The organism is Pseudomonas sp. R4-15 (assembly GCF_055768815.1).
Genome location: NZ_CM147293.1, coordinates 1,189,234 through 1,212,763, shown reverse-complemented (window position 1 = coordinate 1,212,763; position 23,530 = coordinate 1,189,234). Strand labels below are relative to the sequence as shown.

Sequence of the window (23,530 nt, the reverse complement as noted above, 5' to 3'; positions counted from 1 at the left end):
CCCGCGCTGGCCTGACGGGGGCTCGGCTCTGTTACACTGTGCGACTTTTGACCGCCGTGCCTTCTGCTCTTGCCTGACGCTTGCAGCTTGAAGCCTGGAGCTGCCCCATGTCGCAACCCTACGTCCATCGCGCACGCAAGCGCTTCGGCCAGAATTTCCTGCACGATGCCGGTGTGATCCACCGCATCATCCGTGCGATTCACCCCAAGCCTGACGAGCACCTGCTCGAAATCGGCCCCGGGCAAGGCGCCATCACCGCCTCGCTGGTGGACAGTGGCGCCCGCCTGGACGTCATCGAACTGGACAAGGACCTGGTCCCCCTGCTGCAGCAGCAGTTCGGCCTCAAAGCCAACTTCCGCCTGCACCAGGGCGACGCGCTGAAGTTCGACTTCGCCAGCCTGGGCGCCGCGCCGCATGGACTGAGGGTGGTCGGCAACCTGCCGTACAACATCTCCACGCCGCTGATCTTCCACCTGCTCGAGCACGCCGGACAGATCCGCGACATGCACTTCATGCTGCAAAAGGAAGTGGTACAGCGCCTGGCCGCCGGCCCCGGCGGCGGCGACTGGGGACGCCTGTCGATCATGGTGCAGTACCACTGCCGCGTGGAGCACCTGTTCGACGTGGGGCCCGGCGCGTTCAACCCACCGCCGAAGGTCGACTCGGCCATCGTGCGCCTGGTGCCCCACGAAACGCTGCCGCACCCGGCACGCGACCCGCTCCTGCTCGAGCGCGTCGTACGTGAAGCCTTCAACCAGCGCCGCAAGACCCTGCGTAACACCCTGCGCCAGCTGCTCGATGCCGAAGACATCGCCGCCGCCGGGGTGGATGGCAGCCAACGTCCGGAACAGCTCGACCTGGCCGCATTCGTACGCCTGGCCGACCGCCTGAGCGAACGTCTGGAAACGCCAGTGGCCCAACGACAGGGAGGACAGGAATGATGACGCAGCCAGCCCACCAGATCGACGTCCAGGTCGTCAGCCGCTACCTGGAGGATCAGTCGCAGCCCGAGCAGGATCGCTACGCCTTTGCCTACACCGTGACCCTGGTGAACAACGGCAGCTGTGGTGCCAAGCTGCTCAATCGCCACTGGATCATCACCGACGGCAACGGCGAGGTACAGGAAGTGCGCGGTAGCGGCGTGATCGGCGAGCAGCCGCATCTGGCGCCCGGCGCCAGCCACACCTACAGCAGCGGCACCCTGCTGGCCACCGCCGTGGGCAACATGCACGGCAGCTACGGCATGCTGGCCGACGACGGCACCCGTTTCGATGCGGCTATCCCGCCGTTCCGCCTGGCGATGCCCGGGGCCCTGCACTGATGGCGACCTATGCGGCAGGCGACCTGCAGGGCTGCCTGAAGCCTTTGCAGTGCCTGCTCGAACGCGTCGCTTTCGACCCCCAGCGCGACCGCCTGTGGCTGGTCGGCGACCTGGTCAATCGCGGCCCTCAGTCGCTGGAAACCCTGCGCTTCCTGTATCGCATGCGTCACTCGCTGACCTGCGTGCTGGGTAACCACGACCTGCACCTGCTGGCGGTGGCGCATAACGTCGAGCGGCTGAAGAAGGGCGACACCCTACGCGAGATCCTCGATGCGCCAGACCGCGACGAACTGCTCGACTGGCTGCGCCAACAGAAGCTGCTGCACTACGATGCCGAGCGCAACATGGCGCTGGTACACGCCGGCATCCCGCCGCAGTGGACCATCAAGAAGGCCCTCAAGCGCGCCGCCGAAGTTGAGGAGGTCTTGCGCGACGATGCCCGCCTGCCGTTGTTCCTCGAAGGCATGTACGGCAACGAACCCTCACGCTGGAACAGCCGCCTGCGTGGCATTGCACGCCTGCGACTGATCACCAACTACTTCACCCGGATGCGCTTCTGCCGCGCCGACGGCACCCTGGAACTGCAAGCCAAGGAAGGCGCCGGCAGCGCTCCGCCCGGCTTCGCCCCCTGGTTCAGCTTCGCCCAGCGCAAAAGCCGCGAGCAGCGCATCGTGTTCGGCCACTGGGCCGCGCTGCAGGGACGCTGCGAAGAGCCCGGCGTATATGCCTTGGACACCGGCTGCGTGTGGGGCGAACGCATGACCCTGATGAACATCGACAGCGGCGAACGCCTGTACTGCGATTGCGCCGACGACTAGCCGCCTGCCACGCCCCAAGGAGCCCGCACATGGCCGACACCTTCACCTGCATTTCCCCGCAACAGGCCCAGGCGCTGCGCGAGCAAGGCGCCCAGGTCGTCGACATTCGCGACCCGGACAGCTATGGCGCCGCGCACATCCAGGGCGCCCAGCACCTGGGCAACCACAACCTCGCCGAATTCATCGCCGCAGCCGACCTGGACGCGCCGCTGATCGTCGCCTGCTACCACGGCCACTCCAGCCAGAGCGCCGCGGCCTACCTGGTCGGCCAGGGCTTTTCCGAGGTCTACAGTCTCGACGGCGGCTTCGAGCTCTGGCGCGCCAGCTTTCCGACATACGTCGAGTCCGGCGAGCCGAGCTGAAAAAAATATCTGCCGTCCACGCCCCGCCACGCCTGGCCTGAAGCCCCGCTCCCGCTCTGCAATCGCCAGAGTCTGACAAGCTGCGGCTTGCATACCGCCAATCCGAACTATCCTTGAAGGCAGGCCATCCAAGATGTGGAAAGCCGGTCCACCGGCTTCCGGGGCGAGTTCATTTCTTGGGTTCTGGGGTCGAGCTGCTCCGACCGCTTAACGTCGGTCGTATTCCAGTGCCCGCGAGACGCGTATTCGCACCGGCGCCGATTCTATCGAGCGAGGTGACGCAATGAGCATTTTCAGCCACTTCCAGCAACGCTTCGAGGCGACCCGCCAGGAGGAGTACTCGCTCCAGGAATACCTGGACCTGTGCAAGCAGGACCCGAGTACCTACGCCAGCGCCGCCGAGCGGATGCTGATGGCGATCGGCGAACCGGAGCTGGTGGATACCGCCAACGATTCGCGCATGTCGCGGATCTTCTCCAACAAGGTCATCCGCCGCTATCCCGCCTTCGCCGACTTCCACGGCATGGAGGATGCGATCGAGCAGATCGTCTCCTACTTCCGTCACGCCGCGCAGGGCCTGGAGGAGAAGAAACAGATCCTCTACCTGCTGGGGCCGGTGGGCGGCGGCAAGTCGTCGCTGGCCGAGAAGCTCAAGCAACTGATCGAAAAGGTGCCCTTCTACGCCATCAAGGGCTCGCCGGTGTTCGAGTCCCCCCTGGGGCTGTTCAACCCGGCGGAGGACGCGCAGATCCTCGAGGAGGACTATGGCATCCCACGACGCTACCTGAACTCGATCATGTCCCCCTGGGCGACCAAGCGCCTGCAGGAATTCGGCGGCGACATCAGCCAGTTCCGCGTGGTCAAGCTCTACCCGTCGATCCTCAACCAGATCGCGGTGGCCAAGACCGAACCGGGCGACGAGAACAACCAGGACATCTCCGCACTGGTCGGCAAGGTCGACATCCGCAAGCTGGAGGAATTTCCGCAGAACGACGCGGACGCCTACAGTTACTCGGGCGCGCTGTGCCGGGCCAACCAGGGCCTGATGGAATTCGTCGAGATGTTCAAGGCACCGATCAAGGTGCTGCACCCGTTGCTCACCGCCACTCAGGAGGGCAACTACAACAGCACCGAAGGTCTGGGCGCGATCCCCTACAGCGGCATCATCCTCGCCCACTCCAACGAGTCGGAATGGCACACCTTCCGCAACAACAAGAACAACGAGGCGTTCATCGACCGCATCTACATCGTCAAGGTGCCCTACTGCCTGCGCGTCTCCGACGAGATCAACATCTACGGCAAACTGCTCACCAACAGCTCGCTGGCCGCCGCGCACTGCGCCCCGGACACGCTGAAGATGCTCGCGCAGTTCTCCATCCTCTCGCGCCTGAAGGAACCGGAGAACTCCAACATCTACTCGAAGATGCGCGTCTACGACGGCGAGAACCTCAAGGACACCGATCCCAAGGCCAAGTCGATCCAGGAGTACCACGACACCGCCGGGGTCGATGAAGGCATGAACGGCCTGTCGACGCGCTTTGCCTTCAAGATCCTCTCCAAGGTCTTCAACTTCGATCCCCACGAGATCGCCGCCAACCCGGTGCACCTGCTCTACGTGCTCGAACAGCAGATCGAGCAGGAGCAATTTCCCGCCGAGGTGCGCGAGCGCTACCTGCGCTTCCTCAAGGAATACCTGGCGCCGCGCTACGTCGAATTCATCGGCAAGGAAATCCAGACCGCCTACCTCGAGAGCTACAGCGAGTACGGACAGAACATCTTCGACCGCTACGTGCTCTACGCGGACTTCTGGATTCAGGACCAGGAATACCGCGATCCGGAAACCGGCGAGATCCTCAATCGCGCCGCGCTCAACGAGGAACTGGAGAAGATCGAGAAACCCGCAGGCATCAGCAATCCGAAGGACTTCCGCAACGAAATCGTCAACTTCGTGCTGCGCGCCCGCGCCAACAACAACGGCAAGAATCCCAGCTGGCTGTCCTACGAGAAGCTGCGCGCGGTGATCGAGAAGAAAATGTTCTCCAACACCGAGGACCTGCTGCCGGTCATCAGCTTCAACGCCAAGGCGAGCAAGGAGGATCAACAGAAGCACACCGACTTCGTCACGCGCATGGTCGAGCGCGGCTACACCGAGAAGCAGGTGCGACTGCTTTCGGAATGGTATCTGAGGGTCCGCAAATCGCAGTAATCGCGGCCAGGAGCCCGGAGCCGCACGCCAGGCACCGCCTGCGCGAGCGCCCCGGGCTTCGCGCTCAGCCCGGAGGGCCTGTATGAGCTATGTGATCGATCGGCGTCTGAACGGCAAGAACAAAAGCACGGTCAACCGACAGCGTTTTCTGCAGCGATACCGTGGTCATATCAAGAAGGCGGTGGAAGAGGCGGTGGGCCGCCGCTCCATCACCGACATGGAGCATGGCGAACAGATCAGCATCCCCGGCCGTGATATCGACGAACCCATCCTCCACCACGGTCGCGGCGGGCGGCAGACCATCGTGCATCCCGGCAACAAGGAATTCGCCGCCGGCGACCGCATCCCGCGTCCCCAGGGCGGCGGTGGCGGCTCCGGGCAGGGCAAGGCGAGCAATTCCGGCGAAGGCATGGACGAGTTCGTCTTCCAGATCACCCAGGACGAATTCCTCGAATTCATGTTCGAGGACCTGGAGCTACCGAACCTGGTCAAGCGCCACCTGACGGGCGCGGACACCTTCAAGACCGTGCGCGCCGGGATCTCCAACGAAGGCAACCCGTCGCGTATCAACATCGTGCGGACCCTGCGCTCGGCCCACGCGCGACGCATTGCGCTGTCCGGCAGCAGCCGCAGCAAGCTGCGCGAGGCCAAGGCCGAACTCGAACGCCTGCGCCTCGAAGAACCCGACAATCTCAGCGATATCCGCGAACTGGAGGAGCAGATCGCGCTGCTGCGCGCACGCATCGACAAGGTGCCATTCCTCGACACCTTCGACGTCAAGTACAACCTGCTGGTCAAGCATCCCAAGCCCAGCTCGAAGGCCGTGATGTTCTGCCTGATGGACGTCTCTGGCTCGATGACCCAGGCCACCAAGGACATCGCCAAGCGCTTCTTCATCCTCCTCTACCTGTTCCTCAAGCGCAGCTACGACAAGATCGAAGTGGTGTTCATCCGCCACCACACCAGCGCCAAAGAGGTGGACGAGGAAGAGTTCTTCTATTCCCGGGAGACCGGCGGCACCATCGTCTCCAGCGCGCTGAAGCTGATGCAGGAGATCATGGCCGAGCGCTACCCGATCAACGAGTGGAACATCTATGGCGCACAGGCCTCCGACGGCGACAACTGGAACGACGACTCGCCGGTCTGCCGCGACATCCTGATCAACCAGATCATGCCGTTCGTCCAGTACTTCACCTACGTGGAGATCACCCCGCGCGAGCACCAGGCCCTCTGGTACGAATACGAGGCGGTGCGCGAAGCCTTCGAGGAGAGCTTCGCCCAACAACAGCTGGTCTCGGCCGGGGATATCTATCCGGTATTCCGTGAGCTGTTCCAACGGAGACTCGTCACATGAAGCGCACGCCCCTCTCCACCGGCTCGGAATGGACCTTCGAGCTGGTCCAGGCCTACGACAAGGAAATCGCACGCATCGCCCAACGCTATGCGCTGGACACCTATCCCAACCAGATCGAGGTGATCACCGCCGAGCAGATGATGGATGCCTACGCGTCCGTCGGCATGCCCATCGGCTATCACCACTGGTCCTACGGCAAGCATTTCCTTTCCACCGAGAAAGGCTACAAGCGCGGACAAATGGGCCTGGCCTACGAGATCGTGATCAACTCCGATCCCTGCATCGCCTATCTCATGGAAGAAAACACCATGTGCATGCAGGCGCTGGTGATCGCCCACGCCTGCTACGGTCACAACAGCTTCTTCAAGGGTAACTACCTGTTCCGCACCTGGACCGACGCCAGTTCGATCATCGACTACCTGGTGTTCGCCAAGCAGTACATCGCCAAGTGCGAAGAACGCCACGGCATCGACGCGGTGGAGGACCTGCTCGATTCCTGCCACGCGCTGATGAACTACGGCGTGGATCGCTACAAGCGCCCCTACCCGATTTCCGCCGAGGAGGAACGCCGCCGCCAGGCAGAACGCGAGGAGCACCTGCAGCGGCAGATCAACGACCTCTGGCGCACCATTCCGCGCAACGGCGAGCGCGGCGGCGAACCGGACAACAAGCGCTTCCCCGCCGAGCCGCAGGAAAACATCCTCTACTTCATCGAGAAACACGCACCGCTGCTCGAACCCTGGCAGCGCGAGATCGTGCGCATCGTGCGCAAGATCGCCCAGTACTTCTATCCCCAGCGGCAGACCCAGGTGATGAACGAGGGCTGGGCGACCTTCTGGCACTACACCCTGCTCAATGACCTCTACGATGAGGGCCTGGTCACCGACGGCTTCATGTTCGAGTTTCTCCAGTCGCACTCGGCGGTGATCTTCCAACCCGGATTCGACAGCCCTTACTACAGCGGCATCAACCCCTACACCCTGGGCTTCGCCATGTTCCGTGACATCCGGCGCATCTGCGAGGCACCCACCGAGGAGGATCGCCGCTGGTTCCCGGACATCGCGGGCGGCGACTGGCTGGCGACCCTGCAGTTCGCCATGAAGAGTTTCAAGGACGAAAGCTTCATCCTGCAGTACCTGTCGCCCAAGGTGATCCGCGACCTCAAGCTGTTCAGCATCCTCGACGACGACCGCCGCGACGAACTGGAAGTCCCGGCGATCCACGACGAGAGCGGCTACCGGGTCATCCGAGAACTGCTCGCGGCCCAGTACAACCTCGGCAACCGCGAGCCCAACGTACAGATCTGGAGTGTTGATCGCCGTGGCGATCGCTCGTTGACCCTGCGCCACACCCAGCACGACCGCAAGCCGCTGGGCGAGTCGACCGGCGATGTGCTCAAGCACCTTCACCGCCTGTGGGGCTTCGACGTTCACCTGGAGACCGTGGACGGCGAGCAGGTCGTTTCCACCCAGCACATGCCGCCGCGCAGCGAGCCGGCGAGTGAGGGTTACGGACGCCTGGACCTGGCGATCCCGCCGATCTGAACCGCCCCGGCGGCGGCGCACTTGCCGCCGCCGCGCAGGCCTGTTTTCATCTCCCGCTGGAGGTGAAGCATGCAGATCTACCAAGTGGGCGGGGCGGTACGCGACAGGCTGCTCGGCCGAGAAGTGACGGAAGTCGATTACGTAGTGGTCGGCGCCCGTGCGGAAGATTTGCTGGCCCAGGGTTTTCGCCCGGTGGGCGCGGACTTTCCGGTGTTCCTGCACCCGCAAAGCGGCGAGGAATACGCCCTCGCGCGCACCGAGCGCAAGAGCGGACGTGGCTATGGCGGCTTCACCTTTCACGCCAGCCCCGAGGTCACCCTGGAGGAAGACCTGCAGCGCCGCGACCTGACCGTGAATGCCATGGCCGAGGACGACCAGGGCAGGCTGGTCGATCCCTATGGCGGCCAGCGCGACCTCGCCGATCGGGTACTGCGCCACGTCTCCCCCGCCTTCGCCGAAGACCCGCTCCGGGTACTGCGCGTGGCCCGTTTTGCCGCGCGTTATGCCCCGTTGGGCTTTCGCGTCGCCGAGGAGACGCTGGCGCTGATGCGCCAGTTGGCCGAATCCGGCGAGCTGCAGGCCTTGACCGCCGAGCGCGCCTGGAAGGAAATCTCCCGCGCGCTGCTGGAGCCGCGCCCGGAGGTGTTCATCGAGGTGCTGCAGGCCTGCGGGGCACTGCATGAACTGATGCCCGAGATCGAAACCGCGCTGGTCGAGGCCGCCGATGCCTTGCAGCCGTTGCGCCGCGCCGCCGACGAGGGGCAACCCCTGGCGGTGCGCTGGGGCGTACTGCTCGGCCCGCTGGTACCGCCGCACACCGTCGACGGCAAGCCGTGGCTGGATGCCATCGCCCGACTCGGAATGCGCTTCAAGGTCCCTCGCGATTGCCAGGAGCTCGCCACCCTACTCGGCGAGTGGCTACCCGAGGCACGCCAACCGCAACGTCTATCGCTCGAACGCCTGTACCTGATGCTGCAGCGCTTCGACGTCTATCGCCGACCACAACGCCTGGAGCAGTTCATCGCCGCCGCGCGGCTGCTTCCGGGGTTCGACGCACAGGCGGCGGGCTTCCTGGAGGGCGCGGCACAGGCCGTACGCGGCGTCCAGGCCGCGTCGCTGGTCGCGCGCGGATTCAAGGGCGCCGAGCTCGGCCGAGCACTCGAAGAGGCGCGCCTCGAGGCACTCAGTGCGGTGCGGGATGCGCTGCCAGCAGATCCGCAGGCGTCAGCGAGCGGTCGCGCCAACTGAAGGCCACCGGCCACAGCTGCTGCTCGATCTGCGCCCGCTGCCATAGCGTCGCGAAGCGCTCGCCGACGCCGGGGTGCAGGGTCTCGGGCGCCAGCAGCGATAGCGGCCAGAGCACGAAGGCATTGCGCAGAATTTCCGCACGCGGCAGCACCAGGCCGTCGAAGTCACCCACCCGATCGGCGTAGAGCAGGATATCGATGTCCAGCGGCAACCCCTTGCGCTCGGGTGCGTAGCGGCCATTGTCGGCCTCGATGCACTTGAGCCGGCGGCTCAGCACGTCCAGCGGCAGCTCGGTCAGTCCGCTCACCGCCAGGTTGAAGAAGGGGCCGCTGCGAATGCCCACCGGCAGGCTCTCGAACACCGGCGAGCAGCGCATGTCCTGAAGCATCTCGGAAAGGGCGTCGAGCCCGGCGCAGAGGTTCGCCTGGCGTTCGATATTGCTGCCCAGGCCGAGCAGCACGGGGGTCAGAGACATCCGCGTTCGATCTCCACGCCGACGCCCCGTGCGGCAGGCACCGCGCCGGGCTTGGTCACCTTGAGGCGCAGGCCGGGGATGCCGAACTCGCTCATCAGGCACTGCGCCAGGCGCTCGGCGAAGGTTTCCACCAATTCGAAACGGGCCTGCTCGGCGAAGGCCTGGATGCGCGCACTGACGGTGGCATAGTCCAGTGCCTTGGCCAGCTCGTCCTGCGCCGCCGGTGCGCGATTGTCCCAGGCGCAACACAGGTCCAGGCGCAGGCATTGGCGAATGCCCCGCTCCCAGTCGTAGGCCCCGATCAGGGTGTCGACTTCGAGCCCCTCGATAAACACTTTGTCCACTTCGCTCTCCGCGAGACGACAAGGCCGCAACGGCCCGCTAGAATCGGGGCGACTCTGCCCCGGATGGTTCCCATGCCCTGGTTGCTGGCACTGCTGGCCTATCTGCTCGGTTCGCTGTCCTTCGCCATCCTGCTCAGTCGCCTGGCAGGTGGGCCGGACCCGCGCGCCAGTGGCTCGGGCAACCCCGGCGCCACCAACATGCTGCGCGTGGCCGGGCGTCAGCTCGCCGCCCTGACGTTGATCGGCGACCTGCTCAAAGGCTACCTGCCGGTGCTGCTGGCGCGCCACCTGGAGCTCGACAGCCGCGACCAGGCATGGATCGGCATGGCGGCGGTGATCGGCCATCTGTACCCGATCTACTTTCGCTTCCAGGGCGGCAAGGGCGTCGCTACTGCCGCCGGATGCCTCCTCGGCCTGTATGCCCCGGCTTCGCTGCTGTTTCTCGGCACCTGGCTGCTGACCTTCTATCTCAGTCGCACCAGCTCCCTGGCCGCGTTGGTGGCGATGCCGCTGACCTTGCCGCTGCTGGCCTGGAAGCTGCCGGCCGCGCTGCTGCCGGTGACGCTGCTGGCCCTGCTGGTGGTCTGGCGACACCGCCGCAACCTGGGCGACCTGTTCGCCGGACGCGAACGTCACTTCTGACATCAGAGGCCCGCCAGCTGCTCCATCGGCCAGCGCGCTTGCACGCTGATCGCCGGGCCATCGCGCTGGCCGGCCAGCAAGCGCTGGCAACCGGCGTAGGCGATCATCGCCCCGTTATCGGTACAGAAGCGCGGACGTGCGTAGAACACCTCGCCCCGAATCTCCGCCACAGCCTTCTCCAGTGCGGCACGCAGGGAGCGGTTGGCGCTCACGCCGCCAGCGATCACTAGGCTGCGCAGGTGCTCCTGCTTGAGCGCGCGGCGGCATTTGATGACGAGAGTCTCCACCACCGCCTGCTCGAACGCCAGCGCGATGTCGCAACGGGTCTGCTCGCTGTCGTCGCCGGACGCAACGCAGCGCTGCCAGGTGGTCAGGGTAAAGGTCTTGAGTCCGCTGAAGCTGAAGTCCAGCCCCGGCCGATCGGTCATCGGACGCGGGAACGTGAAGCGCCCCGGCGTGCCCCGCTCGGCCATCCGGGCGATCTCCGGACCGCCCGGATAACCCAGGCCGAGTAGCTTGGCGGTCTTGTCGAACGCTTCGCCAGCGGCATCGTCCAGGGATTCGCCGAGCAGCTTGTAGTGGCCGATGCCATCGACCCGCACCAACTGCGTATGGCCACCGGAGACCAGCAAGGCGACGAACGGGAAGCGCGGCGGACGCTCTTCGAGCATCGGCGCCAGCAGGTGGCCTTCCATATGATGCACGCCGACCGCCGGCACGCCCCAGCCGAAGGCCAGCGCCTGTGCGCAGGACGCGCCAACCAGCAACGCACCGACCAGGCCGGGACCCGCGGTATACGCCACCGCATCGATGTCCGGCGCGCCGCAGCCAGCCTCGGCCAGCACCTGGCGGATCAGCGGCAGGGTACGTTTGACGTGGTCACGGGAGGCCAGCTCGGGCACCACACCGCCGTAGGCGCGGTGTAGGTCGATCTGGCTGAACAGCGCATCGGCCAGCAGGCCGTGTTCGCTGTCGTAAAGAGCGACGCCGGTTTCGTCGCAGGAGGTTTCCAGCCCCAGCACGAGCATGGGTTTCGGGCACCTTGAGCCATTTCAGTTTGCAAGCCGCGCATGATAATGTCGCGCCCTTGCACAGGCCAGCGGTTTTCACCGCCAGGCTTTACAGGCCGCCTTACGAGGCGGTAGTATCCGCAACCCTTGAAAACCTACGTCCTCCAAGAGCCGTTTGCCAGGAGTACGTTCCACCAACGGATAATCTGAAGGTACGACCTGGATGCCCGCCGTCAAAGTCAAAGAAAACGAACCCTTCGACGTAGCCCTGCGTCGTTTCAAGCGCTCCTGTGAAAAAGCCGGCGTTCTCGCCGAAGTGCGTTCGCGTGAGTTCTACGAAAAGCCCACCGCCGAGCGCAAGCGCAAAGCCGCTGCCGCCGTTAAGCGTCACGCCAAGAAAGTGCAGCGCGAACAGCGCCGCCGCGAGCGTCTGTACTGAGTTACAGCACGCACCGCTGACGCCCGTACCGCCCGGCTCCGGCCGGGCGTACGTATGAAGCCCGCAGACTCCGCCTCACCGACCGGGTGATGGAACGGAGTTTTCGTCGTTTCTGCCTACCGGAAAGCTCATGGCCGGCCTGATTCCACAAAGCTTCATCGACGACCTGCTCAACCGCACCGACATCGTCGATGTGGTGGGTTCGCGCGTGCAGCTGAAGAAGACCGGCAAGAACTACTCGGCATGCTGCCCGTTCCACAAGGAGAAGACTCCCTCCTTCACCGTCAGCCCGGACAAGCAGTTCTACTACTGCTTCGGTTGTGGCGCCGGTGGCAACGCGCTCGGCTTCGTGATGGATCACGACCACCTGGACTTCCCCCAGGCGGTCGAGGACCTCGCCAAGCGCGCCGGGATGGAGGTGCCTCGCGAGGAAGGCAACCGCAGTCGACCGCGCCAACCGGTGGACTCGCCGCTCTACCCGCTGCTCGCCAGCGCCTCGGACTACTACCGCCAGGCCCTCAAGAGCCACCCCACGCGCAAGGCGGCAGTCGACTACCTCAAGGGCCGCGGGCTCTCCGGCAGCATCGCCCGCGACTTCGGCCTCGGCTTCGCCCCGCCGGGCTGGGACAACCTGCTCAAGCACCTGGGCGGCGACGCACTGCAGCAGAAGGCCATGATCGATGCCGGCCTGCTGATCGAGAACACCGAGAGCGGCAAACGCTACGACCGCTTTCGCGACCGCGTGATGTTCCCCATCCGCGACAGCCGCGGCCGGGTCATCGCCTTTGGCGGCCGGGTACTGGGCGACGACAAGCCCAAGTACCTGAACTCGCCGGAAACGCCGGTCTTCCACAAGGGCCAGGAACTCTATGGCCTGTTCGAGGCACGCCAGCACAATCGCGACCTCGACGAGATCATGGTCGTGGAAGGCTACATGGACGTCATCGCCCTGGCCCAGCAAGGCTTGCGTAACGCTGTGGCAACGCTCGGCACCTCGACCAGCGAGGAGCACCTCAAGCGCCTGTTCCGCCTGGTACCGAACGTGCTGTTCTGCTTCGATGGCGACCAGGCAGGCCGCAAGGCCGCCTGGCGCGCCCTGGAGGCCAGCCTGCCCAACCTGCAGGACGGCCGCCGCGTTCGCTTCCTGTTCCTGCCCGAAGGCGAGGACCCGGACAGCCTGGTACGCGCGGAAGGTTCCGACGCCTTCCGCGCGCGCCTCAACCAGCAGGCGCAGCCACTGGCTGACTACTTCTTCCAGCAACTCTCGGAAGAAGCCGATCCGCGCTCACTGGAAGGCAAGGCGCACCTGGCGATGCTCGCCGGACCGCTGATCGAGAAGATCCCCGGCAACAACCTGCGCACCCTCATGCGCCGCCACCTGGAGCAACTCACCGGGCTCTCCGGCGAGGCACTGCAGCAGGCGGCGGCCCAGGCGAGCCACGCCGTCGCCCACAGCAGCGAGGACAACCACGGCTACTACGACACCGGCGAGGGCGACGAACAGGCCTTCTACGTGCCCGACGCCTACACCGAGGCACCCCGCGAATCCCAGAAACGCGATAGCTGGAAGAAGAACGGCAAGCCGGAGTGGAAGGGCAAGGACTGGAAGAAATCACGCGACGAGCAGCCACGCGCGCCCCGCACGCCAACCAAGGTGGAGTCGCCGACCCTCACCGCGCTGCGCAGCCTGATGCACCGTCCGGAACTGGCGACACAGGTCGAGGATGCCAGCCATTTCTCCGCCGAAGACGACACCTACAGCCAGCTGCTGGTGGCCCTGGTGGAAGCGTTGCAGAAGAACCCACGGCTCAGCGCACTGCAACTGATCGCGCGCTGGCACGGCACAGACCAGGGCCGGTTATTGCACGCCCTGGCCGCCAAGGAATGGCTGATCACCGCCGATAACCTTGAACAGCAGTTTTTCGACACCATTACTAGACTTGCAGCACGCCAGCAGGAAAGAAACCTCGAGCACCTCCTGCGCAAGGCCCGGCAAAGCGAGCTGAGCAGCGAGGAGAAGGAACAGCTAAGGCTTTTGCTGACTCGAAACACTTCGTCGGCCTGACATCGGCGAAATCTGAACGAGACGTACGGCCAGGCCCGGCGTCCAAGAAAAAATCGGCGAGAAGTGAGACTTCGCGCGTTGTGAGCGCGTCTCCCCTTGGCCCGTTTTCAACGCAGCGGCGGCACGCCGGAGCACTCTTCATCGCTCCGCCAACCGTCGCAAACTGGCGCTAGAGGCAGAGGCTCAGCTATAATGCTCAGCTTCCTTTTGCCCGCCAAGACCATTCAGTGGATAGGGTGTTATGTCCGGAAAAGCGCAACAGCAATCCCGTTTGAAAGAGTTGATCAGCCGCGGCCGCGAGCAGGGCTACCTGACCTATGCCGAGGTGAACGACCACCTGCCTGAGGATATTTCAGATCCGGAGCAGGTGGAAGACATCATCCGCATGATCAACGACATGGGCATCAACGTGTTCGAGACCGCCCCGGACGCGGATGCTCTGTTGCTCGCCGAAGCGGACACCGATGAAGCCGCCGCCGAGGAAGCCGCCGCCGCGCTGGCTGCCGTGGAGACCGACATCGGTCGCACCACCGACCCGGTGCGCATGTACATGCGCGAGATGGGCACCGTCGAGCTGCTCACCCGCGAAGGCGAGATCGAAATCGCCAAGCGCATCGAGGAAGGCATCCGCGAGGTGATGAGCGCCATCGCCCACTTCCCGGGTACCGTTGACAGCATCCTCGCCGAATACCAGCGCGTCACCACCGAAGGCGGCCGCCTGTCCGACGTCCTCGCCGGCTACATCGACCCCGACGACGGCAGCCTGCCGGCTGCGGAAGTCGAGCCGGAGATGAAGACCGGTAACAAGGCCGACGCCAAGAAGGACGACGACGAAGACGAGGAAGAAGAGAGCGACAGCGACGAGGACGAGGGCGATGGCGGCCCCGACCCGGAAGAGGCGCTGCGCCGCTTCACGGCCGTCTCCGACCAGTTGGCCATCGCCAAGAAGGTCCTCGCCAAGCACTCCCGCGACGAGCAGAAGACCATCGACGCCCTGCGAGCGCTGGCCGACCTGTTCATGCCGATCAAGCTGGTGCCCAAGCAGTACGAGGCACTGGTCGAGCGCGTACGTAGCGCCCTGCACCAGGTGCGCCAGCAGGAACGTGCGGTGATGCAGCTGTGCGTGCGTGACGCCCGCATGCCGCGTGCCGACTTCCTGCGCCTGTTCCCCGGCAACGAGACCGACCTGGCCTGGGCCGAAGGCCTGGCTGCCGGCAAGAGCAAGTACGCCGAAGGCATCGCCCGCGTGAAGGACGACGTCAAGGCTGCCCAGCAGCGCCTGATTGATCTGCAGAACGAGTCGCAGCTGACCGTTGCCGAGATCAAGGACGTCAACCGTCGCATGTCCATCGGCGAGGCCAAGGCCCGCCGCGCGAAGAAGGAAATGGTCGAGGCCAACCTGCGCCTGGTCATCTCCATCGCCAAGAAGTACACCAACCGCGGCCTGCAATTCCTCGACCTGATCCAGGAAGGCAACATCGGCCTGATGAAGGCGGTGGACAAGTTCGAATACCGTCGCGGCTACAAGTTCTCGACCTACGCCACCTGGTGGATCCGCCAGGCGATCACCCGCTCGATCGCCGACCAGGCGCGCACCATCCGCATCCCGGTGCACATGATCGAGACGATCAACAAGCTCAACCGCATCTCCCGCCAGATGCTCCAGGAAATGGGTCGCGAGCCCACTCCGGAAGAGCTGGGCGAGCGCATGGAAATGCCCGAGGACAAGATCCGCAAGGTGCTGAAGATCGCCAAGGAACCGATCTCCATGGAGACCCCGATCGGCGACGACGAGGACTCGCACCTGGGCGACTTCATCGAGGACAGCACCATGCAGTCCCCGATCGACGTAGCCACCGTGGAAAGCCTCAAGGAAGCGACCCGCGAAGTGCTCGGCGGCCTCACCGCCCGTGAAGCCAAAGTGCTGCGCATGCGCTTCGGCATCGACATGAATACCGACCATACCCTCGAGGAAGTCGGTAAGCAGTTCGACGTCACCCGCGAGCGCATCCGCCAGATCGAAGCCAAGGCCCTGCGCAAACTGCGCCACCCGTCGCGAAGCGAGCACCTGCGCTCCTTCCTCGACGAGTAAACGCAACGCGCACACGAAAACCCCGGCCTAGCGCCGGGGTTTTTCGTTCAGGCCTTAATAGCGTTTTCACCGCCAGCGTGGCGCCCATCGAACCTCGCCGTTATAATCGCCGCTCCTTCTGAGGGCCTATAGCTCAGTTGGTTAGAGCAGAGGACTCATAATCCTTTGGTCCACGGTTCGAGTCCGTGTGGGCCCACCATATAAATCAATGAATTAAGCCAACCCAGCCCGGTTGGCTTTTTCATTTATGCTGTTTTAGTCCCCGCTTTAGTCCCCAGTACTTCTCTTCCCTGACCGCGAAGCGCCACAGCTAGGTCTCCCAAAGCAGAAAGATCCGCTTCGACCAGCCCTTACTCACGAGGATGAGGCAGCTGACGATCGCCAGTGGGCCGTTCGACAGCAATCGTTTAAACTTGGTTACGTACATACGTAATCAAGACAAGCCAAATCCAGACAGGGATGATGCTAATGGCCACGGCCCGTCAAATCATTGCTCTGCTGAGTAGCCATAACCAAGGTGATGAAGAGCAATTCCTCTCAATCGCCTTGCAGGTGGCTGCCTCTGAGGCACGCCGAGGTCGACAGGAAGTCGCGGACGAACTCAAGCGTTTGGTGGATGCTGCTCGCAAGCAGAATCATAAGCCGCGGCTTGTCCCTCAGCGGGCTGGAAGCGATATTGCGATTCCAATTGCCAAACCGCGCGGCGAGCTTGAAAACCTACTGACGGTGTCATTCCCGAACGCAAAGATGCAGGATCTGGTGCTGGACGAAAGCATGCTATCGCGGCTCGCGCGCTTCGTGCATCAACAGAGACAGCGTGACAGGTTACGCCACCACAATCTCAGTCCGACATCTCGCCTGCTTTTGGTTGGCCCTCCTGGCTCAGGGAAAACGCTTACGGCATCTGTCTTAGCTGGTGAGTTACAACTCCCGCTGTTCACTATCCGCTTAGATACAGTTATCACACGCTATATGGGTGAAACGGCGTCGAAGTTGCGGATGATTTTTGACCAGATGGCAACGACTCGCGGCGTCTACCTTTTCGATGAGTTTGATGCAATTGGCGGGAGGCGCAACGCCGATAATGATGTAGGCGAAATGCGCCGGGTGCTTAACTCCTTCCTCCAGTTCCTTGAGGAACCCAATAGTACTGACAGCGTTGTAGTAGCCACTACGAACCACCCAGAGATTTTGGATCGCGCGCTATTTCGTCGTTTCGACGATATATTGGAATATGCCCTACCAGACGCTGACGGCATAAAATCTGTGCTGCACACACGCCTACACGACTATCTTCCCAAGCGGATGGCCTGGGCGAAGGTCACAAGCGCTGCCTCGGGACTGAGCCAAGCAGAAATCACAAGAGCCGCGATAGAAGTAGTGAAAGGTTTAATCCTTAGCAATGAAGAGCAGCTTTCGGCAGAAATACTAATTGCCGCTTTGAATGAGCGTCATACCTTACGAGAAACAATGTCTGGCTTAACGCAAAGCTAACCTACTTTCCAATTGAGGCTGGAGGCCTAGCAGTAGTTTATGGAAGACTCTAATAACAAGACGCCTCCTTACAACCTACCTCACTTCCGTGTTGAGAAATTCAGAACTGAACACGAATACCAGCGCCCCGGCAAAGACCTCAGCGGAATCTCGTCTGGTAGAGATTACTCAGCTCACGGCCCACACCTGAGAGCGGGACTCGCTGAAGCGTTTCAGTCTACCCATGCTTTGCCCAGCCTTTACGACGTTCAAATAAGTGTATCCCAGCCTGCTGTGTACCTTGAGGTCACAGTTTCAAAGGATGCAGCCATCCCAGACCTTTGCTGGAAACGCCAAGATATCCGCCTTTCCGCTCTTCGAGTAAATGACGATGGGGAGCAAATCGGTGCACTCTATGTCCCCCACAATGCTGAAGAGTTTCTGACTGAAAAGGTTCGAGAATACGCAACAGAAACCACTGATGCTGGGAAACCGAAACTCGAAAACAAGTTCTCTCCTGTTGAGCACTTTTCGGAAGGAAGCATTAGAACACTATGGACCGACTCCCGACCTTTCCCTCAACCAAGTGAAGAAATATGGTGGGAGTGTTGGTGCCTAGCAACACGAGTAGAAAATTTCGTCAGGCTTGCGCAAAAACTACAGCTAAGAGTTAGCGAGGCGCGACTAAGCTTCCCTGACACTGAAGTTGTACCCATCTTTGCCAGTGCCGGAGAAATACAAAAACTAATTCAAAACTCTGATGCCGTTGAAGAGCTACGCAAGGCATCTGACAACCCTTACTTTTTCACTCGGATAGTTCGCCACGAGCAAACAGCATGGGTTGACGGGCTGATTGAGAGAATCCAGCCTCCAACCAGCTCTAGCCCAGCGATCTGTATTCTTGATCACGGCGTAAATCAACAGCATCCATTGCTCAGCCTCGCACTTGCAATCGAAGACTGTCAGGCTGTGCACCCTGAATGGGGCAGCTACGACCACGACGGCCACGGGACCAATATGGCAGGCTCCGCTTTGTACGGTGACTTGACTTATTCGCTTGCCGATCAAAGAGGCATATCTCTAGCTGCAAGACTCGAGTCAGTAAAGTTTCTTCCACCCCCAGGGTGGGAGCGTAATGATCCCTCTAACTATGGGGTTATCACTCAATCAGCCGTCAGCATCGCCGAGACTCGAAATATAGAACGGCAGCGAGTCTACTGCATGGCTGTTTCAAACTCGGATGTTTCTGGAGAGCGCCCTACCAGTTGGAGCTCAGCTATTGATCAGATTTGTTCGGGCTCAATGGCAGGGGACGAAGACGAAGACGAGGGGCCGATTGAGTCGCCAAAGCGGCTTTTCATACTATCGGCAGGAAACATTCCCGACTCCTCAGACCCGGACGAAGTTTCAGATCTCGATGAATTCCCAATTGAAGATCCTGCCCAAGCATGGAATGCAATTGCGGTTGGAGGCTTTACCGACAAAATTGATCTTTCAGCCCAACCTGGATTAGAGGAATGGCAAGTACAGGCCGAGGCAGGTGATCACAGCCCCTACAGTCGCACATCTGCAGACTGGGATCACTCTCGCTGCCCGATAAAACCCGAAATTGTTTTTGAAGCAGGAAACAGAGCCATAAGCCCTGACGGTCGCGAACTACTTTCAGGGGTTGCTGCGCTCTCAATATTGACCACCGGAAAGGACTTCACGAAGGTTCCGCTGGAAGAGTTCTGGGCAACAAGTCCAGCTACAGCTCAAGCGGCAGGTATGGCGGCTGCCATTATGGCCAATCATCCTCACCTTTGGCCTGAGACAGTGAGAGCGCTGATGATACATAGCGCACAATGGACGCCGGCAATGCTTGCACGGCTTAAAGGTAAAGGAAAGAAAGAGTGCATCCTCTTAGCTAGGCATTTTGGTTATGGCGTCCCTCAGCTAAACAGAGCCTTATCATCTGCACAGAACGACCTAGCATTAATTTCAGAAGCTTATATTCAGCCCTTTACTCGCAAACAAAATAGCCAAGGCAATCTTTCAGCCACCCCTTCATTTAATGAAATACATTATTACGACCTGCCTTGGCCGAAGTCAGAGCTTGAGAAATTAGAAAACAAAAAGGTCAGCTTAAAGATAACGCTATCCTATTTTATCGAGCCCAGCCCCGGAGAAATGGCCCAGGTCGTACCCGCTCGCTATCAGTCATTTGGCCTGCGCTTTGAGCTTAAAAGAAAATCGGACACAGAAGCCGCCTTTAAACACAGAATTAATAAATTAGAACGAAGCGGACCGACACCACCAGAAGCCGAGATAGATAACCGCTGGACATTCGGACCTAAAAGCATAGCAGCCGGATCAGTACATAGTGATGTGTGGACAGGGCCGGCGATTGACTTGTCTTCACGAGATAAAATTGCAATCTACCCTGTCGCTGGCTGGTGGAGATACCGTAGCCACCTCAAGAAATATAACTCCGTAGCGAGATACAGCTTAGTAGTTTCTATATCCTCACAAGAGGAAGATGTAAATTTATATGCCGAAATCGCCCAAGCAATTGCAGCCAAAGTAGAAAGCGATATTTCTATCTAGCGTGCCAAGCATGCCTATCAGGCTGCAGTTAAAAAATTGGAGACCGGCAATGTATTTCTACGTCGATGAAACAGGACAAACAGGCTTAAATTTATTTGATGAAGCACAGCCATCACTTTTCTATGGAGTTCTTTCATCAAAAAATGATTTAGATGAAGTAACGAAGCCATACATAGAAAATATTCGTAGAACACTTGGAGTCGACCGGCTACATGCAGCAGAGCTTGGAAATCGAGAGCTATCCAAAATCGCCTCAGCTCTCGACACAATTAAACGAAAAAATGGAATACGCTTTGACTTCTACAGAGTGGCGAAACCAGACCACGCTGCCATAAGCTTTTTTGACCAAGTATTTGATCAGGGTCTAAACCCAGCAGTCCCATGGACTTCTTACTGGACACCTCTCAGATACATTCTACTCATAAAATTAGCATATCTATTTGACGAAGAAACGCTTAAGAAATCTTGGAGTGCGCGAATTACGATTAACACCGAAAGAGCGAACACTGAGTTCGTCGAGGTATGCAATACGCTGGCTGAACGCACCCACATAATACCTGACCAAAGATCGAGAGATATAATCGGAGATGCGCTGCACTGGGCAGCCAAAAATCCCGAAGAAATTCACTATAACGTTTACGATAAAAAAGATGCACTACAGATATCCCCAAATTTAATTGGATTCCAATCTGTATTACACGGAATAGCCTCTCGACTAAAGCTAGAAAAATCCGAGGCAACAAAAATTATTGTCGACAGGCAATCTCAATTTAATGCAGCCCAACATTGGATTGCTGAAGTTTACAAGAAAGGAAAGCACCTACCTTTTGAAAACGGTCCCGGTCTGCCGACCATGGATCTATCCCATATACCCACCACACCAATTTCCTGCACACCAGGCACAGAAAGCACTGGGCTAGAAATCGTCGATATCTATCTGTGGATATTTAAACGCTGGCATGAAGGCCGAGAAATTGCTCCGCAGCTGATGAAACTAGTTGAGGGACAATTCGGTGTCGGAAACTTCGATGAAGTCTCTCTTTCTGGCCTCCAACGACGGTGGGGCCAGTGGTTCAATGAACTACCGGAGCCTACAGCGGAGGAGTTGGTTCGTGCGAAGGAAATACGAGACATTCAAGAGAAAGCACGTAAACCCCACATTGACTCACTACGTGGGGGCGAATGAACTGCTAAAACCCCACTGGGCTTGAACAGTGGATCACTAACGACTTATGATCAACGCAGGCTGAATCGAAGCCTGCTGCCCACCTTGGCAAACCCGAATGGGACGATTCTCTTCTTACTTAATGCGTTTGGGATTCCCTGTGCGGATCTCGGCAGTGGGCACCGGCAGGCCGCGAACAGAGGAGCCTCAACATGCAACGCATTTTCCTAGTTTCGCAAAAAGCCATCTCGCGCCTGAAGCAGCGTGCTCGTCGCATGAAGCGAGAAAAGGATATTCCACATCACGAAGCCCTTGAGGTCACAGCGAAAGCTGCTGGTTTTGATAACTGGCATCAAGCAGCCGAAGCTGCGGAGAAGTGCAAGCCGATTGAGGAGGCATACTTCCGCGGATTTTTGCTGGCTTTCGACCCATCAGAAGTGCCTGATACAGAGGATGAGGACTCCCCTATCAAATGGGAGCCTTACACCTTTGAGCTTCTGCAAGATCAACTGTTTGAAAACTATGCCGGTCAGCTTGACGAAGAAGATCCTGACGAAAGGCCGATTTCGGAAACGCTGGATCCACAAGATCTCAAGGAATACTTCAGTGATGACTGGAGCAGTATGTACTTCTTCCGACTGAAGCGCTCCGACCATGTGTTCACGATCGAGCAACTCTTATCGCTCGTGAGCAAGCACTCTTTTTGGCCTCCACGCTTTGTATTCTCCAAGGGAAAACTGGTGGATACCTATGGGCAACCAGCGCTGAACGCCGACGGTGAAGTGGTGGGCATTCGCTTCTAAGGGTGAAAAACCTTCAGCCTAGCCGTGTACGGGAAGTCACTAATTTGTGATGTCCCGTGCATGGGCTTTTCGTCATGCGAGGTTGGATCTCTCCACTAATTGAGCCAGCATCCGGGCATCCTGGAGAGCATAGTGGGGCGGCCCCTCCCCCTCGGCAGCGACCTCGTTGTCGCCACAGATCCACACCTCTACTCCTTCTGGTAACACCCCGGCCAGACAGTTCTAGTCACCCGAGCGATATCTCGAACGCCATGTAACTGTTGCGCGGCTTTAGAATACTCTACTGAGGGAAACAGCTAATATGCTGGCTTGGTTCCTCTCTGGCGACGGATTTAAATGGCCCTGACAGCAGTTCATTGGCAGATCATCGTATCTGTCCTCGGCGTTTCAGCCCAGCTACTCATTGCACACCTGAGTCGACGCCAGATCTCAAAGCAGTCCAAAGACACACTCGATATGCAGCGGTTAGTGTCGCACCGCTCCACCGCATCGTTTGTCGCGGACAAGCGCCAGAAATGGATAGACGAGCTGCGCAATGACATGGCGTTTCATCTGGCCCTGTCGCAGGAGATTATCTGGAAGTGGGACGGCATGCGGAGCAGGAGCGCGCTGAAAATCGCTGAGCAGGCGGAGTGCGATCCAGCCAAGACCAACAAAATACTGCAAGATGCCGCCGACGCCTTCTCTCCAGAGAACGGTGCGCGTGATCGCGAGCATCAGGAGAGACATATCCGCATCAAGTTCAGGTTGAATCCCAAGGAGACACAGCATATTGAGCTTCGCCAGTGCCTCGATAGCATCCGGAGGGTACTGAGTAAGACACAAGGCGCAGCTAACAATTCTGAAGCCAATGCGCTCATCAGTGAATTGATGGACTTGATCGACAAAACCTCCGAGCTTACGGAAGAAGTCCTTAAGGCCGAATGGCGCCGAGTGAAACAGGAGGTCGCCTATCCCGAAACCCTGATGGCGACGATTCCTGATCCCGCGAAGAAATAGAATAACCGGTGCATGTCCGGTATCGCGTCCGCTGAAATAGCTTGGGCAACCGCCCCTTGATCTGACCACGTACAGCACATCACGGATTTGTGTCCCCCCTACATGGCCTGTCGTTAGGCGAGACTGGCTCCCTCCACCAACTCAGCCAACAACCGCGCATCCTGGAGCGCATGGTGGGGTGGTGCCGTGCCATCGGGAGCGGCCTCGGGAGCGGCTTCTATATTGCAACTGATCTGCCCCGCTGCCACTCCCTCTGGCAACCCGTCTAAGCCTGCCAGCCACACCAGCAAAGCCCAATCCCAGTCTGGTGCATCGCTGATGATCTCCACCGGCCCGAGTTTCTGGAGATGGTTCAGCAGCGCTACACGGGCCTGGTCTGTTGTACGGCCATAGGTCGCCAGCTCCAGCTGTGGCAACACAATCTCCCGGACGAAATCAGAGCAGTCGTTCTCTTCCCAGGCATCCGTCAGCTCGACATAGAACTCCGGGCCACCAGGTACGACCAGAGCGAGGCTGATCAATTTGCAGGTATAGCGGTTCAAGCTGGTGAATTCGGTGTCGAGATAGGCGCGTGTCGTCATGCG

General features: G+C 60.3%; 21 protein-coding genes and 1 tRNA gene. 18 read left to right on the top strand and 4 right to left on the bottom strand.

Annotation, left to right across the window (positions count from 1 at the left end):
• The first annotated feature begins 107 nt into the window (after window positions 1–107).
• From rsmA to ACYRGX_RS05760, 8 genes are all read left to right on the top strand, one after another.
• Window positions 108–941: a 16S rRNA (adenine(1518)-N(6)/adenine(1519)-N(6))-dimethyltransferase RsmA gene (gene rsmA, locus ACYRGX_RS05795; RefSeq protein WP_473055658.1), complete on the top strand. Its 834-nt coding sequence runs from the start codon at window positions 108–110 to the stop codon at window positions 939–941.
• Window positions 941–1,321 (top strand): Co2+/Mg2+ efflux protein ApaG, encoded by a 381-nt coding sequence (apaG, locus tag ACYRGX_RS05790; protein ID WP_473056637.1) that lies wholly within the window; start codon window positions 941–943, stop codon window positions 1,319–1,321. Before rsmA ends, apaG begins: the two co-directional genes overlap by 1 nt.
• The gene (locus tag ACYRGX_RS05785; RefSeq protein ID WP_473055657.1) at window positions 1,321–2,139 is read left to right on the top strand and encodes a symmetrical bis(5'-nucleosyl)-tetraphosphatase; all 819 of its coding nucleotides are present in this window, start codon (window positions 1,321–1,323) and stop codon (window positions 2,137–2,139) included. The genes apaG and ACYRGX_RS05785 overlap by 1 nt, the downstream gene beginning before the upstream one ends.
• A gap of 29 nt (window positions 2,140–2,168) precedes the next feature.
• Window positions 2,169–2,501, top strand: coding sequence for a thiosulfate sulfurtransferase GlpE (gene glpE, locus ACYRGX_RS05780; protein ID WP_473055656.1), 333 nt, complete (start codon window positions 2,169–2,171; stop codon window positions 2,499–2,501).
• Window positions 2,502–2,784: 283 nt separating this feature from the next.
• Entirely contained in the window at window positions 2,785–4,707 is a 1,923-nt protein-coding gene (locus ACYRGX_RS05775) for a PrkA family serine protein kinase (RefSeq protein ID WP_473055655.1), read from the top strand.
• Window positions 4,708–4,789: 82 nt separating this feature from the next.
• Window positions 4,790–6,061: a YeaH/YhbH family protein gene (locus ACYRGX_RS05770; RefSeq protein ID WP_473055654.1), complete on the top strand. Its 1,272-nt coding sequence runs from the start codon at window positions 4,790–4,792 to the stop codon at window positions 6,059–6,061.
• Window positions 6,058–7,605, top strand: a complete 1,548-nt coding sequence (locus ACYRGX_RS05765) for a SpoVR family protein (RefSeq protein ID WP_473055653.1) — start codon at window positions 6,058–6,060, stop codon at window positions 7,603–7,605. Before ACYRGX_RS05770 ends, ACYRGX_RS05765 begins: the two co-directional genes overlap by 4 nt.
• A gap of 69 nt (window positions 7,606–7,674) precedes the next feature.
• Window positions 7,675–8,853 carry a tRNA nucleotidyltransferase/poly(A) polymerase-related protein gene (locus ACYRGX_RS05760; protein WP_473055652.1) on the top strand — a complete coding sequence of 393 codons (1,179 nt, stop codon included), beginning with the start codon at window positions 7,675–7,677 and terminating at the stop codon, window positions 8,851–8,853.
• Here the strand turns inward: ACYRGX_RS05760 and folK are convergent.
• Entirely contained in the window at window positions 8,789–9,328 is a 540-nt protein-coding gene (gene folK, locus ACYRGX_RS05755) for a 2-amino-4-hydroxy-6-hydroxymethyldihydropteridine diphosphokinase (RefSeq protein WP_473055651.1), read from the bottom strand. The two genes, ACYRGX_RS05760 and folK, sit on opposite strands and share 65 nt — an antisense overlap.
• Window positions 9,319–9,672 (bottom strand): dihydroneopterin aldolase, encoded by a 354-nt coding sequence (gene folB, locus ACYRGX_RS05750; RefSeq protein WP_473055650.1) that lies wholly within the window; start codon window positions 9,670–9,672, stop codon window positions 9,319–9,321. The genes folK and folB overlap by 10 nt, the downstream gene beginning before the upstream one ends.
• A 72-nt stretch (window positions 9,673–9,744) precedes the next feature.
• Here folB and plsY point away from each other — a divergent pair, with 72 nt between their 5' ends.
• Window positions 9,745–10,314: a glycerol-3-phosphate 1-O-acyltransferase PlsY gene (gene plsY / locus ACYRGX_RS05745; RefSeq protein ID WP_473055649.1), complete on the top strand. Its 570-nt coding sequence runs from the start codon at window positions 9,745–9,747 to the stop codon at window positions 10,312–10,314.
• A 2-nt stretch (window positions 10,315–10,316) separates the two neighbouring features.
• Here plsY and tsaD read toward each other — a convergent pair whose 3' ends face one another.
• Window positions 10,317–11,342 (bottom strand): tRNA (adenosine(37)-N6)-threonylcarbamoyltransferase complex transferase subunit TsaD, encoded by a 1,026-nt coding sequence (gene tsaD / locus ACYRGX_RS05740; protein ID WP_473055648.1) that lies wholly within the window; start codon window positions 11,340–11,342, stop codon window positions 10,317–10,319.
• 205 nt (window positions 11,343–11,547) lie between these two features.
• Here tsaD and rpsU point away from each other — a divergent pair, with 205 nt between their 5' ends.
• From rpsU to ACYRGX_RS05695, 9 genes are all read left to right on the top strand, one after another.
• Window positions 11,548–11,763 (top strand): 30S ribosomal protein S21, encoded by a 216-nt coding sequence (gene rpsU, locus ACYRGX_RS05735; protein WP_003085057.1) that lies wholly within the window; start codon window positions 11,548–11,550, stop codon window positions 11,761–11,763.
• A 130-nt stretch (window positions 11,764–11,893) separates the two neighbouring features.
• Window positions 11,894–13,828, top strand: coding sequence for a DNA primase (gene dnaG / locus ACYRGX_RS05730; RefSeq protein ID WP_473055647.1), 1,935 nt, complete (start codon window positions 11,894–11,896; stop codon window positions 13,826–13,828).
• Between the two features lie 241 nt (window positions 13,829–14,069).
• Complete coding sequence (gene rpoD / locus ACYRGX_RS05725) at window positions 14,070–15,920, top strand: RNA polymerase sigma factor RpoD (RefSeq protein ID WP_473055646.1); 1,851 nt, start codon at window positions 14,070–14,072, stop codon at window positions 15,918–15,920.
• A 122-nt stretch (window positions 15,921–16,042) separates the two neighbouring features.
• Window positions 16,043–16,119: transfer RNA gene (locus ACYRGX_RS05720), tRNA-Ile, on the top strand.
• A gap of 269 nt (window positions 16,120–16,388) precedes the next feature.
• Window positions 16,389–17,414, top strand: a complete 1,026-nt coding sequence (locus tag ACYRGX_RS05715; RefSeq protein ID WP_473055645.1) for an AAA family ATPase — start codon at window positions 16,389–16,391, stop codon at window positions 17,412–17,414.
• Window positions 17,415–17,453: 39 nt separating this feature from the next.
• Complete coding sequence (locus ACYRGX_RS05710; RefSeq protein WP_473055644.1) at window positions 17,454–19,979, top strand: S8 family peptidase; 2,526 nt, start codon at window positions 17,454–17,456, stop codon at window positions 19,977–19,979.
• A 49-nt stretch (window positions 19,980–20,028) separates the two neighbouring features.
• Complete coding sequence (locus ACYRGX_RS05705) at window positions 20,029–21,165, top strand: DUF3800 domain-containing protein (protein ID WP_473055643.1); 1,137 nt, start codon at window positions 20,029–20,031, stop codon at window positions 21,163–21,165.
• 191 nt (window positions 21,166–21,356) lie between these two features.
• A complete protein-coding gene (locus ACYRGX_RS05700; protein ID WP_473055642.1) occupies window positions 21,357–21,947 on the top strand; it encodes a hypothetical protein in 591 nt (196 codons plus the stop codon).
• A 336-nt stretch (window positions 21,948–22,283) separates the two neighbouring features.
• Window positions 22,284–22,946: a hypothetical protein gene (locus ACYRGX_RS05695; protein ID WP_473055641.1), complete on the top strand. Its 663-nt coding sequence runs from the start codon at window positions 22,284–22,286 to the stop codon at window positions 22,944–22,946.
• Window positions 22,947–23,059: 113 nt separating this feature from the next.
• Here ACYRGX_RS05695 and ACYRGX_RS05690 read toward each other — a convergent pair whose 3' ends face one another.
• Window positions 23,060–23,527 carry a hypothetical protein gene (locus ACYRGX_RS05690; protein ID WP_473055640.1) on the bottom strand — a complete coding sequence of 156 codons (468 nt, stop codon included), beginning with the start codon at window positions 23,525–23,527 and terminating at the stop codon, window positions 23,060–23,062.
• Window positions 23,528–23,530 lie beyond the last annotated feature (3 nt).

What these genes read in the sequence shown, in the direction of transcription:
- ACYRGX_RS05710 (WP_473055644.1), top strand. Translation starts at nt 17,454, where the DNA reads ATGGAAGACTCTAATAACAAGACGCCTCCTTACAACCTACCTCACTTC.
- tsaD (WP_473055648.1), bottom strand. Translation starts at nt 11,342, where the DNA reads ATGCTCGTGCTGGGGCTGGAAACCTCCTGCGACGAAACCGGCGTCGCT.
- ACYRGX_RS05690 (WP_473055640.1), bottom strand. Translation starts at nt 23,527, where the DNA reads ATGACGACACGCGCCTATCTCGACACCGAATTCACCAGCTTGAACCGC.
- ACYRGX_RS05700 (WP_473055642.1), top strand. Translation starts at nt 21,357, where the DNA reads ATGCAACGCATTTTCCTAGTTTCGCAAAAAGCCATCTCGCGCCTGAAG.
- ACYRGX_RS05765 (WP_473055653.1), top strand. Translation starts at nt 6,058, where the DNA reads ATGAAGCGCACGCCCCTCTCCACCGGCTCGGAATGGACCTTCGAGCTG.
- ACYRGX_RS05695 (WP_473055641.1), top strand. Translation starts at nt 22,284, where the DNA reads ATGGCCCTGACAGCAGTTCATTGGCAGATCATCGTATCTGTCCTCGGC.
- ACYRGX_RS05760 (WP_473055652.1), top strand. Translation starts at nt 7,675, where the DNA reads ATGCAGATCTACCAAGTGGGCGGGGCGGTACGCGACAGGCTGCTCGGC.
- apaG (WP_473056637.1), top strand. Translation starts at nt 941, where the DNA reads ATGACGCAGCCAGCCCACCAGATCGACGTCCAGGTCGTCAGCCGCTAC.
- ACYRGX_RS05770 (WP_473055654.1), top strand. Translation starts at nt 4,790, where the DNA reads ATGAGCTATGTGATCGATCGGCGTCTGAACGGCAAGAACAAAAGCACG.
- ACYRGX_RS05715 (WP_473055645.1), top strand. Translation starts at nt 16,389, where the DNA reads ATGGCCACGGCCCGTCAAATCATTGCTCTGCTGAGTAGCCATAACCAA.
- rpsU (WP_003085057.1), top strand. Translation starts at nt 11,548, where the DNA reads ATGCCCGCCGTCAAAGTCAAAGAAAACGAACCCTTCGACGTAGCCCTG.
- ACYRGX_RS05775 (WP_473055655.1), top strand. Translation starts at nt 2,785, where the DNA reads ATGAGCATTTTCAGCCACTTCCAGCAACGCTTCGAGGCGACCCGCCAG.
- dnaG (WP_473055647.1), top strand. Translation starts at nt 11,894, where the DNA reads ATGGCCGGCCTGATTCCACAAAGCTTCATCGACGACCTGCTCAACCGC.
- rsmA (WP_473055658.1), top strand. Translation starts at nt 108, where the DNA reads ATGTCGCAACCCTACGTCCATCGCGCACGCAAGCGCTTCGGCCAGAAT.
- plsY (WP_473055649.1), top strand. Translation starts at nt 9,745, where the DNA reads ATGCCCTGGTTGCTGGCACTGCTGGCCTATCTGCTCGGTTCGCTGTCC.
- ACYRGX_RS05705 (WP_473055643.1), top strand. Translation starts at nt 20,029, where the DNA reads ATGTATTTCTACGTCGATGAAACAGGACAAACAGGCTTAAATTTATTT.
- folK (WP_473055651.1), bottom strand. Translation starts at nt 9,328, where the DNA reads ATGTCTCTGACCCCCGTGCTGCTCGGCCTGGGCAGCAATATCGAACGC.
- glpE (WP_473055656.1), top strand. Translation starts at nt 2,169, where the DNA reads ATGGCCGACACCTTCACCTGCATTTCCCCGCAACAGGCCCAGGCGCTG.
- rpoD (WP_473055646.1), top strand. Translation starts at nt 14,070, where the DNA reads ATGTCCGGAAAAGCGCAACAGCAATCCCGTTTGAAAGAGTTGATCAGC.
- ACYRGX_RS05785 (WP_473055657.1), top strand. Translation starts at nt 1,321, where the DNA reads ATGGCGACCTATGCGGCAGGCGACCTGCAGGGCTGCCTGAAGCCTTTG.